The following is an 11,115-nucleotide window of genomic DNA, read 5'->3' on the forward strand; positions in this document are numbered from 1 at the left end:
TAAGTTGGAGTCATTACCCGTTTTCCTGGCCCGGTATTTCATCGCTAAAAGGGACGATGATTAAAGAGCGTGTATTCTAGAAAAAAATATCATCCCTTTGCCACTTAAATTAATGAAAAAATTTGATTTAAGGCAATATGATGTGAATCCTTTTTGGTGTTGAGGTGAATACAGCATAGTTCAATTAGCGAAAAGCAAATGGTTGTCCCCTGTAATAATATCTGGCGTGAATTTAAAGAAGAATATTCTTATTTTTTTATTGTTCTGATTTCTGTCTGTGCGATCTCAGGTGTTCTGCACGCCAGCTTGACGCTATACTCCTGATAACTTGAAGGAAAAAGTTAGCATTTCCGGAGGCTATATGATTCTCGAACGCGTTGAGATTGTTGGGTTTCGTGGTATTAATCGGCTGTCGTTGATGCTGGAGCAGAACAACGTGCTGATTGGGGAGAACGCGTGGGGTAAGTCCAGCCTGCTGGATGCACTGACCTTGCTGCTGTCACCGGAATCGGATTTGTATCATTTTGACCGTGAAGACTTCTGGTTTCCGCCGGGCGATATCCAGGGCCGGGAACATCATCTACATATTATTCTTACTTTTCGTGAATCGCAGCCGGGCCGTCATCGGGTGCGCCGCTATCGTCCGCTGGAAGCCTGCTGGTCTCCCTGTCACGATGACTATCACCGTATTTTCTATCGTCTGGAAGGCGAGTGTGCGGATGACGGTAGCGTCCTGACGCTGCGCAGTTTCCTTGATGGTGAAGGGCGTCCGCTCGCGCTCGACAATATTAACGACCTGGCGTGCCACCTCGTGCGTCTGATGCCGGTGTTGCGACTGCGCGATGCGCGCTTTATGCGGCGTATCCGCAACGGCACGGTGCCGAATATTGCGGAAGTCGAAGTGACTGCCCGCCAGTTGGATTTCCTGGCGCGTGAACTGGCAACCCGGCCACAAAATCTGACGGACGGCCAGATCCGCCAGGGGCTGTCGGCGATGGTACAACTGCTGGAACACTACTTTTCTGAGCAAGGCGCGGGCCAGTCTCGCTATCGTCTGATGCGTCGGCGTTCCAATAATGAGCAGCGTAGCTGGCGTTATCTGGATATTATCAACCGGATGATTGACAAGCCTGGCGGACGTACGCATCGCGTGATCCTGCTGGGGCTGTTTTCAACGTTGCTCCAGGCCAAAGGTACGCTCAGGCTGGACAAAGACGCCCGTCCTTTGCTGTTGGTCGAAGATCCGGAAACGCGTTTGCACCCCATCATGTTGTCAGTGGCCTGGCAGTTGCTGAATCTGTTACCTCTGCAGCGTGTGGCGACTACCAACTCCGGTGAATTGCTGTCGCTTACCCCCGTTGAACATGTGGTGCGCCTGGTGCGTGAATCTTCCCGTGTCGCCGCCTGGCGTTTGGGACCAGGCGGTCTGAGCGCGGAAGACGGGCGGCGGATTGCCTTTCATATTCGCTTTAATCGCGCATCGTCATTATTTGCCCGCTGCTGGCTGCTGGTGGAAGGCGAAACGGAAACCTGGGTGATCAACGAACTGGCTCGTCAGTGCGGTCATCACTTTGATGCCGAAGGGATTAAAGTGATTGAATTTGCCCAGTCCGGGCTTAAGCCGCTGGTGAAATTTGCCCGGCGGATGGGAATAGAGTGGCACGTGTTGGTTGATGGCGATGAGGCCGGGAAAAAATATGCCGCCACCGTACGCAGTCTGCTGAGTAACGACCGCGAAGAAGAACGCGATCACCTGACAATGCTGCCCGCGCTGGATATGGAGCACTTTATGTATCGCCAGGGTTTCTCAGACGTCTTTCACCGGGTGGCACAAATTCCGGAAAACGTGCCGATGAATATGCGTAAAATTATCTCCAAAGCGATTCATCGTTCGTCAAAACCGGATCTGGCGATTGAAGTGGCGATGGAAGCAGGGCGGCGCGGTGTTGATGCCGTTCCCACCCTGCTGCGAAAAATGTTTTCGCGCGTGCTGTGGCTGGCACGCGGACGTGCTGATTAGTGGCGGAACATCAGCGACAGCTGTTCGTGGATAGTGTCCAGTAATTGATAGCGGCGGCGATATTCCGCCCGCTTCTTACTGGCAATCTCCGACTCGCTTTTTCGTGCCAGCGTGCGCGGAATATGGTAATACCCGCGGCTGTCGCATTCACCGCCAACCGACGCCCAAAACGCATTATAGTCGGAGAGGATAACCTTATTTTTATCATGGTAACGTGGGCTGCGAAAGATATGCTGTTCATTGCTGACAGCCATCACGTTTTCTATATTCAACCGTTCGGCTAAACGACAAATCGCTTCCATCACAATCCGTTTTGGGAAAATTCCGTGACAGGACTTCGTTGCTTTTTGTGTTGTCTCGTGAGGCAATTGTGAATTGCCCTGCATGCCACCAATAAAAAGCGTACTTTTTCCGTGATATTCGCAGAACGTAAAGGTTATTTTAGTCAGAACATCTCCAGCGCCATTTTGTACCAGAATGGTACTTTCTCCCTCTTTGTCCAGTACCGGGAACATCATCATGGTGACGGTAAATATTTCGTCGTCTTTGCCTTTAATTTGTGCCAGTTGTAAGCCGCTATTACTTAACAATGCTTTAAATTCAGCAGGTAAAAATGTCTGGCGGATAACATGATAGTGAAAACGCACGGCATCTAAGCGCATTTTACGATCGAAGTTAGCGGCAAGGTAAGGGCGATGCAAACGAACTGGGAGTCGGGGCTGGCGGGTGAGCAGGCTATCAAGATCCGGCCACTGAGCCAGTTCAGTCATCCATTCTCTGGTGAGGTGGGGTATTAGTAAAGAACGCCAGATAAACTTACGGCGAAAACTCCGTTTATCCCAGCATTGCCCGGGACGTAATTGACCACGGCTTAGGCTGTAAAAAAGGTTAAAGCTGGTGACAGGATTGCTGGAATGAAAAGTGCTTTCAGTTAGCTGACTCATAATATAAATCCGATGGAAGCCTGAGACGTATTTGTAGTAATTTCAGCACAGCGGATCTTAACCATTCATCAATAACTCTGTTATTCTTGGCGCTTTTCAACGGCTATTTATTTATCGTTGACGTTTAACACTCCACTCTGGTGGACGTTTTGGGGGAATTGGGACATTTATGAAGCTCAAGGGAAAAATCAAAAAACGCTATTTTATCTTCGCCGTCATCATTATTGTGGCGGTAATTGCACTTTGGCGAACGCTTAATGCGCCATTGCCGCAATATCAAACATTAATTGTGCGACCCGGCGATCTTCAGCAAAGTGTATTGGCAACCGGGAAGCTGGATGCGCTGCGCAAAGTTGACGTCGGGGCGCAGGTGAGCGGGCAGTTAAAAACGCTGTCCGTAGCGATTGGCGATAAAGTTAAAAAAGATCAGCTGCTTGGCGTCATTGATCCTGAGCAGGCGCAAAACCAGATCAAAGAAGTCGAAGCCACGCTGATGGAATTACGTGCCCAACGTATGCAGGCCGAGGCCGAGTGGAAACTGGCGCGGGTGACGCTTTCTCGCCAGCAACAGCTTGCGAAAACGCAGGCGGTTTCGCAGCAGGATCTCGATACAGCAGCCACGCAGATGGCGGTCAAACAGGCGCAAATTGGCACCATTGATGCACAAATTAAGCGTAATCAGGCTTCTCTTGATACGGCAAAAACGAACCTCGACTACACCCGTATTGTGGCGCCAATGGCTGGCGAAGTGACGCAAATTACCACCCTGCAGGGGCAAACCGTGATCGCCGCCCAGCAGGCACCTAACATTCTTACGCTGGCTGACATGAGCACCATGCTGGTTAAAGCCCAGGTTTCCGAGGCAGATGTCATTCACCTGCATCCAGGGCAAAAAGCCTGGTTTACCGTGCTGGGCGATCCGCAGACGCGCTACGAAGGTACGCTCAAAGATGTGCTGCCGACGCCTGAGAAAGTGAACGATGCGATTTTCTACTATGCCCGTTTCGAAGTACCCAACCCGAAAGGGATCCTGCGCCTGGATATGACCGCGCAGGTACATATCCAACTGACGGACGTCAAAAACGTCCTGACCATCCCGCTGGCGGCGCTGGGCGAGCCTGTTGGCGACAACCGCTATAACGTCAGGCTGCTGCGCAACGGCGAAACCCGCGAGCGCGAAGTTTCTATCGGCGCCCGTAACGATACCGATGTGGAAATCGTCAAAGGGCTGGAAGAGGGTGATGAAGTCATCATCAGCGAGGCGAAACCCGGAGCGGCACAATGACGGCGTTGCTTGAGCTGAGCCATATCCGCCGCAGCTACCCGTCAGGCGAAGGGCAGGTAGAGGTGCTAAAGGACGTCTCTTTGAGCATCCAGGCGGGTGAAATGGTGGCGATTGTCGGGGCGTCTGGTTCGGGGAAGTCGACGCTGATGAATATCCTCGGCTGTCTGGATAAGCCTTCCAGCGGCACGTATCGGGTTGCGGGGCGTGACGTCTCCACGCTCGATAGTGATGCGTTAGCGCAACTGCGGCGCGAGCATTTCGGTTTTATTTTTCAGCGCTATCATTTGCTCTCGCATTTAACGGCGGCGCAAAACGTGGAGGTGCCAGCGGTCTATGCCGGAACCGAACGCAAGCAGCGTCTGACGCGGGCACACGCGTTACTGCAGCGCCTGGGGTTGGGCGATCGTGTGGATTATCAACCTTCCCAGCTTTCCGGTGGCCAGCAGCAGCGCGTCAGTATTGCGCGTGCGCTGATGAACGGCGGACAGGTCATTCTCGCAGATGAACCTACCGGTGCGCTGGACAGCCATTCCGGCGAAGAGGTGATGGCCATTCTGCATCAGCTGCGCGATCGCGGGCATACGGTGATTATTGTCACCCACGACCCGCAGGTTGCGGCGCAGGCTGAACGGGTGATTGAAATTCGTGACGGTGAAATTGTGCGCAATCCACCGTCGCACAAAACAGCCAGCGGACACGGCATAACCGAACCTACGGTAACGACGGCATCCGGCTGGAGTCAGTTTGTCAGTGGTTTTCGCGAGGCGCTGACCATGGCCTGGCTGGCCATGGCTGCCAACAAGATGCGTACGTTGCTCACTATGCTGGGCATCATTATTGGTATCGCGTCGGTCGTGTCGATTGTGGTGGTCGGCGATGCAGCAAAACAGCTGGTACTGGCCGATATTCGCGCTATCGGCACCAACACAATTGATATCTATCCCGGCAAAGATTTTGGTGACGATGACCCGCAATATCAGCAAGCGCTGAAGTATGACGATCTGACGGCGATTCAGAAGCAACCGTGGGTCAGCTCCGTGACGCCTGCCGTGTCGAAGAACCTACGGCTGCGTTATGGCAACATCGACGTGGCAGCCAGCGCTAATGGCGTGAGCGGCGATTACTTCAATGTCTATGGTATGACGTTCAGCGAGGGAAACACCTTTAACACCGAGCAGTTAAATGGTCGGGCGCAGGTGGTGGTGCTGGACAGTAACACCCGACGCCAGTTGTTCCCGAATAAAGCGAAGGTGGTGGGTGAGGTCGTGCTGGTCGGCAATATGCCGGCCACCGTGATTGGTGTGGCGGAAGAGAAGCAGTCGATGTTTGGCAGCAGCAAAATTCTGCGGATCTGGCTGCCTTACAGCACCATGTCCGGGCGCATTATGGGGCAATCGTGGCTGAATTCTATTACCGTTCGCGTGAAGGAAGGTTTTGACAGCACTCAGGCGGAGCAACAGCTTACCCGACTGCTGTCGTTGCGGCATGGTAAAAAAGATTTCTTCACCTGGAATATGGATGGCGTTCTGAAAACCGCTGAAAAAACCACGCGCACCTTACAGTTGTTCCTGACGCTGGTGGCGGTCATTTCGCTGGTGGTGGGCGGGATCGGTGTGATGAATATTATGCTGGTTTCCGTCACCGAACGAACGCGTGAGATTGGCATTCGTATGGCGGTTGGCGCGCGCGCCAGTGATGTACTGCAGCAGTTTTTGATTGAAGCGGTGCTGGTGTGTCTCGTTGGTGGGGCGCTCGGTATCAGTTTATCGATGCTGATTGCTTTCACGCTACAGCTTTTCCTGCCCGGTTGGGAAATCGGATTCTCACCTTTCGCCCTGTTGACGGCTTTCCTGTGTTCAACGGCGACCGGGATTTTGTTCGGCTGGCTCCCGGCGCGCAACGCGGCAAGGCTGGACCCGGTGGATGCCCTGGCGCGGGAATAACGTGTTGTATTGAAAAAGAAATAAAAATGCCAGCTCTGGGGGCTGGCATTTTGTCTGCAGGATGTACACAATGAGACAGAAGAGCTATGCGACAGCTTCTGCTTCAAGCACGGGCACAATAAGACTGGCGTGATTGCCTTTTGGACCCTGGTGGACATCAAACTGGACAGATTGTCCGGCTTTTAGCGTTCTGTAACCATCCATCTGAATGGTGGAGTAATGAGCGAAGATATCTTCGCCGCCGCCTTCAGGGCAGATGAAACCGAACCCTTTGGCATTGTTGAACCACTTAACAGTACCCGTTTCCATACTTCGACATCCTTCGTAAATCTTATATAAGTAAGATGGAATGAACCGGTGGCGGAGTGGGGGCTGTTCAAAACCTCGCCAACTCTCGAGACTACAATTTAGAGAAATCAGGCGGGGCGTCAAGCGCCAGACGGGCGGAATCGGGTAAAAATGCATCAAAATTTGAAGCAGTTAACGCTATTGTCGGATATGTGACAGATGTCGCGGATGACACTGATAGATGATAGTTATCTAATAATTGAGGTAGATTGATTGTGCGCATAGGCTCTTGTCAGCGGCAAGTTATTCTGCCGGTAACCGTAACTGAAGATGACGACTGACAATGGGTAAGACGAACGACTGGCTGGATTTCGATCTGCTGGCGGAAGATAAATTGCGCGACGCGCTAAAACCGCCATCTATGTATAAAGTGATATTAGTCAATGATGATTACACTCCGATGGAGTTTGTTATTGACGTGTTACAAAAATTCTTTTCTTATGATGTAGAACGTGCAACGCAACTGATGCTTGCTGTTCACTATCAAGGTAAGGCTATTTGCGGCGTATTTACCGCCGAAGTGGCTGAGACCAAAGTGGCGATGGTGAACAAATATGCGAGGGAGAACGAGCATCCGTTGCTATGTACGCTGGAAAAAGCCTGAATCAGGCATAAACATTGGGGGAGGTGCCTATGCTCAATCAAGAACTGGAACTCAGTTTAAACATGGCTTTCGCCAGAGCGCGCGAGCACCGACATGAGTTTATGACCGTCGAGCACTTGTTACTGGCGTTGCTCAGTAACCCATCGGCCCGCGAAGCGCTGGAAGCGTGTTCTGTGGACCTGGTGGCGCTCCGTCAGGAACTCGAAGCCTTCATTGAACAAACCACTCCCGTATTGCCTGAGAGCGAAGAAGAGCGCGATACGCAGCCGACGTTGAGTTTTCAGCGTGTGCTGCAACGCGCGGTCTTCCATGTTCAGTCCTCGGGGCGTAATGAAGTGACGGGCGCCAATGTACTGGTTGCCATCTTCAGCGAGCAGGAATCCCAGGCGGCCTATCTGCTGCGCAAGCATGAAGTTAGCCGACTGGACGTGGTGAATTTTATTTCTCATGGCACGCGCAAAGACGAACCGAGTCAGTCTGCTGACTCCGGTAATCAGCCAAATAACGAAGAGCAAGCTGGCGGGGAGGATCGTATGGAGAACTTCACCACTAACCTTAACCAGCTCGCTCGGGTGGGTGGGATTGACCCGCTCATTGGCCGCGAAAAAGAGCTGGAGCGGGCTATTCAGGTACTGTGCCGTCGTCGTAAAAACAACCCGCTGCTGGTCGGTGAGTCTGGCGTCGGTAAAACCGCGATTGCCGAAGGTCTGGCCTGGCGTATTGTCCAGGGCGATGTGCCGGAAGTGATGGCCGACTGCACGCTTTACTCCTTGGATATCGGTTCGCTGCTGGCGGGCACCAAATACCGCGGGGATTTCGAAAAACGCTTTAAAGCGCTGCTGAAACAGCTGGAACAGGATACTAACAGCATTCTGTTTATCGATGAGATCCACACCATTATCGGTGCGGGTGCGGCATCGGGCGGCCAGGTGGATGCGGCAAACCTGATCAAACCGCTGCTCTCCAGCGGTAAGATCCGCGTGATTGGCTCAACCACTTACCAGGAGTTCAGTAACATTTTCGAGAAAGACCGTGCGTTAGCGCGTCGCTTCCAGAAAATTGATATTACGGAACCGTCGGTGGAAGAGACCGTGCAGATCATCAACGGGCTGAAACCGAAATACGAAGCGCACCATGACGTTCGCTACACCGCCAAAGCGGTACGTGCGGCGGTGGAACTGGCGGTGAAATACATCAACGATCGTCACCTGCCGGATAAAGCGATTGACGTGATCGATGAAGCGGGCGCGCGTGCGCGTCTGATGCCGATCAGTAAGCGTAAGAAAACCGTCAATGTGGCGGATATTGAGTCCGTGGTAGCCCGCATAGCGCGGATCCCGGAGAAGAGCGTGTCGCAAAGCGATCGCGATACGCTGAAGAATCTGGGTAACCGTCTGAAGATGCTGGTATTCGGACAGGATAAAGCCATTGAGGCGCTGACCGAAGCCATCAAGATGAGCCGTGCTGGTCTGGGCCACGAGCACAAACCTGTGGGCTCGTTCCTGTTTGCTGGTCCGACCGGTGTCGGGAAAACCGAAGTGACGGTGCAGTTGTCTAAAGCGCTGGGCATTGAACTGCTGCGTTTTGATATGTCTGAGTATATGGAACGCCACACCGTCAGCCGTCTGATTGGTGCGCCTCCAGGGTATGTCGGTTATGACCAGGGCGGTTTGCTGACCGATGCGGTCATTAAGCATCCGCACGCGGTGCTGCTGCTGGATGAAATTGAGAAAGCGCACCCGGATGTCTTCAACCTACTGCTGCAGGTGATGGACAACGGTACGCTGACCGACAATAACGGGCGCAAAGCGGATTTCCGCAACGTGGTGCTGGTGATGACCACCAACGCCGGGGTGCGTGAAACCGAACGTAAATCGATTGGCCTTATTCATCAGGACAACAGCACTGATGCGATGGGGGAAATCAAAAAAGTATTTACGCCGGAATTCCGTAACCGTCTCGACAACATTATCTGGTTCGATCACCTCTCTACCGAGGTAATCCATCAGGTGGTCGATAAATTTATTGTTGAGCTTCAGGTGCAGTTGGATCAGAAAGGTGTCTCTCTGGAAGTGAGTCAGGAAGCGCGTGACTGGCTGGCAGAGAAAGGCTATGACCGTGCAATGGGCGCACGTCCGATGACGCGTGTAGTCCAGGATAACCTGAAGAAACCACTGGCCAACGAACTGTTGTTCGGTTCGCTTGTCGATGGCGGTCAGGTGACCGTAGCGCTGGATAAAGAGAAAAATGAGCTGACCTATGGCTTCCAGAGTGCACAAAAGCACAAGCCAGAAGCCGCACATTAATCTTCTATCGCATCACAGACCGGGCGTAATGCCCGGTTTTTTTTCGCCTGGTTTTCGGAAAGGTAGATTACAGACAAAAAATAAGCCTGCGTAAGGGAGATTACGCAGGCTAAGGAGGTGGTTCCTGGTACAGCTAGCATTTATGGGTTATGTTTTTCAGCGAAACGGATAATACCCTTATTGAACGAAGCGGTATGTGATCGATTTCTAAGAATCTTCCGAACGCTGAAAAATAACCGTAACTAACTACTTATCATGCGGGTTGCGCGTGGACTCACCGGCAAAATTACGCATTAACAATGCATAATTCAGATCGATATCTTCCGGGACCGGCATCCAGACGGTGTAACCGTCGCCCGGCGCCACAGGCATCGCTTCGCCTTTGGCATTTTCCATCTGCTCGAGCGTGAAATTGACGTTGCCCTGCGGGGTCATCAGCTCCAGGCTGTCACCGACGGTGAATTTATTTTTCACGATAACCGCAGCCAGTTCACCTTTACGCTCACCGGTGAATTCACCGACAAACTGCTGGCGTTCGGAAACGGAGAAACCGTACTCGTAGTTCTGATAGTCGTCATGCGTATGGCGACGCAGGAAACCTTCTGTATAACCGCGATGCGCCAGGCCTTCCAGCGTTTCCAGCAGCTGCGGATCGAACGGTTTACCGGCTGCGGCATCGTCAATTGCTTTACGATACACCTGCGCGGTACGTGCGCAGTAGTAATAAGACTTGGTGCGACCTTCGATTTTCAGCGAGTGCACACCCATTTGGGTCAGACGCTCAACGTGGGCAATGGCGCGTAAATCTTTGGAGTTCATGATGTAGGTGCCGTGTTCGTCTTCGAACGCGGTCATGTACTCGCCCGGACGCTGGGCTTCTTCGAGCATAAACACTTTATCCGTTGGCGCGCCAATACCCAGCGTCGGCTCAACGTTTTGTACCGGGATAGGCTCGTACTTGTGCACGATGTTACCCACCACATCTTCTTTGCCTTCCTGCACGTTGTATTCCCAGCGGCAGGCATTGGTGCAGGTTCCCTGGTTTGGGTCACGCTTGTTGATGTAACCGGAGAGCAGGCAGCGGCCGGAGTAGGCCATGCACAGTGCGCCGTGAACGAAGATTTCAAGCTCCATATCCGGCACCTGGGTGCGGATCTCTTCAATTTCTTCCAGTGACAGTTCACGGGACAGGATCACGCGGGTCAGCCCCATCTGTTTCCAGAATTTTACCGTCGCCCAGTTTACGGCGTTCGCCTGTACTGACAGGTGAATATCCATGTCCGGGAAGTTTTCGCGCACCAACATAATCAGACCTGGATCGGACATGATTAATGCATCCGGCCCCATTTCCACCACCGGCTTCAGGTCACGAATGAAGGTTTTCAACTTGGCGTTGTGTGGTGCAATGTTGACCACTACATAGAATTTTTTACCCAGTTCATGGGCTTCATTGATGCCGAGCTGTAAGTTTTCGTGGTTGAATTCGTTGTTGCGTACGCGCAGGGAGTAACGTGGTTGGCCCGCGTAGACGGCATCTGCGCCATAGGCAAAAGCGTAACGCATGTTCTTCAGCGTTCCCGCCGGGGAAAGGAGTTCCGGTTTAAACATAATTTTCTCGTTCTGATGACAGGTCAGACTCGCCTCACTCGGTGAGGCGGTTAGGGG

Annotated in this window: 8 protein-coding genes; 5 read left to right on the forward strand and 3 right to left on the reverse strand. The window is 52.6% G+C overall.

Annotation, left to right across the window (positions count from 1 at the left end):
* The first annotated feature begins 361 nt into the window (after positions 1-361).
* Positions 362-2,020 carry an ATP-dependent endonuclease gene (locus FDW95_RS05725; protein WP_096756559.1) on the forward strand — a complete coding sequence of 553 codons (1,659 nt, stop codon included), beginning with the start codon at positions 362-364 and terminating at the stop codon, positions 2,018-2,020.
* Here the strand turns inward: FDW95_RS05725 and FDW95_RS05730 are convergent.
* Positions 2,017-2,964: a VirK/YbjX family protein gene (locus FDW95_RS05730; protein WP_115258078.1), complete on the reverse strand. Its 948-nt coding sequence runs from the start codon at positions 2,962-2,964 to the stop codon at positions 2,017-2,019. The genes FDW95_RS05725 and FDW95_RS05730 overlap by 4 nt on opposite strands.
* 169 nt (positions 2,965-3,133) lie before the next feature.
* Between FDW95_RS05730 and macA the strand changes: the two genes are divergently transcribed.
* Both macA and macB read left to right on the forward strand, forming a co-directional pair.
* Positions 3,134-4,249: a macrolide transporter subunit MacA gene (gene macA / locus FDW95_RS05735; RefSeq protein WP_115258079.1), complete on the forward strand. Its 1,116-nt coding sequence runs from the start codon at positions 3,134-3,136 to the stop codon at positions 4,247-4,249.
* Entirely contained in the window at positions 4,246-6,192 is a 1,947-nt protein-coding gene (gene macB / locus FDW95_RS05740) for a macrolide ABC transporter ATP-binding protein/permease MacB (protein WP_115258080.1), read from the forward strand. The genes macA and macB overlap by 4 nt, the downstream gene beginning before the upstream one ends.
* An 84-nt stretch (positions 6,193-6,276) precedes the next feature.
* Here macB and cspD read toward each other — a convergent pair whose 3' ends face one another.
* Complete coding sequence (gene cspD / locus FDW95_RS05745) at positions 6,277-6,501, reverse strand: cold shock-like protein CspD (protein ID WP_096756563.1); 225 nt, start codon at positions 6,499-6,501, stop codon at positions 6,277-6,279.
* 322 nt (positions 6,502-6,823) lie between these two features.
* Here cspD and clpS point away from each other — a divergent pair, with 322 nt between their 5' ends.
* A complete protein-coding gene (gene clpS, locus FDW95_RS05750; RefSeq protein WP_003036810.1) occupies positions 6,824-7,144 on the forward strand; it encodes an ATP-dependent Clp protease adapter ClpS in 321 nt (106 codons plus the stop codon).
* 29 nt (positions 7,145-7,173) lie between these two features.
* Positions 7,174-9,450, forward strand: coding sequence for an ATP-dependent Clp protease ATP-binding subunit ClpA (gene clpA / locus FDW95_RS05755; RefSeq protein WP_096756564.1), 2,277 nt, complete (start codon positions 7,174-7,176; stop codon positions 9,448-9,450).
* Positions 9,451-9,696: 246 nt separating this feature from the next.
* Here clpA and yegQ read toward each other — a convergent pair whose 3' ends face one another.
* A complete protein-coding gene (yegQ, locus tag FDW95_RS05760) occupies positions 9,697-11,058 on the reverse strand; it encodes a tRNA 5-hydroxyuridine modification protein YegQ (RefSeq protein WP_115258081.1) in 1,362 nt (453 codons plus the stop codon).
* Between the last annotated feature and the right edge of the window lie 57 nt (positions 11,059-11,115).

This window comes from Citrobacter sp. wls718 (genome assembly GCF_005280945.1).
Taxonomy (GTDB): Bacteria; Pseudomonadota; Gammaproteobacteria; order Enterobacterales; family Enterobacteriaceae; genus Citrobacter; species Citrobacter gillenii.

Coding starts and splice junctions, on each gene's coding strand:
- FDW95_RS05725 (WP_096756559.1), top strand. CDS start 362: ATGATTCTCGAACGCGTTGAGATTGTTGGGTTTCGTGGTATTAATCGG.
- FDW95_RS05730 (WP_115258078.1), bottom strand. CDS start 2,964: ATGAGTCAGCTAACTGAAAGCACTTTTCATTCCAGCAATCCTGTCACC.
- macA (WP_115258079.1), top strand. CDS start 3,134: ATGAAGCTCAAGGGAAAAATCAAAAAACGCTATTTTATCTTCGCCGTC.
- macB (WP_115258080.1), top strand. CDS start 4,246: ATGACGGCGTTGCTTGAGCTGAGCCATATCCGCCGCAGCTACCCGTCA.
- cspD (WP_096756563.1), bottom strand. CDS start 6,501: ATGGAAACGGGTACTGTTAAGTGGTTCAACAATGCCAAAGGGTTCGGT.
- clpS (WP_003036810.1), top strand. CDS start 6,824: ATGGGTAAGACGAACGACTGGCTGGATTTCGATCTGCTGGCGGAAGAT.
- clpA (WP_096756564.1), top strand. CDS start 7,174: ATGCTCAATCAAGAACTGGAACTCAGTTTAAACATGGCTTTCGCCAGA.
- yegQ (WP_115258081.1), bottom strand. CDS start 11,058: ATGTTTAAACCGGAACTCCTTTCCCCGGCGGGAACGCTGAAGAACATG.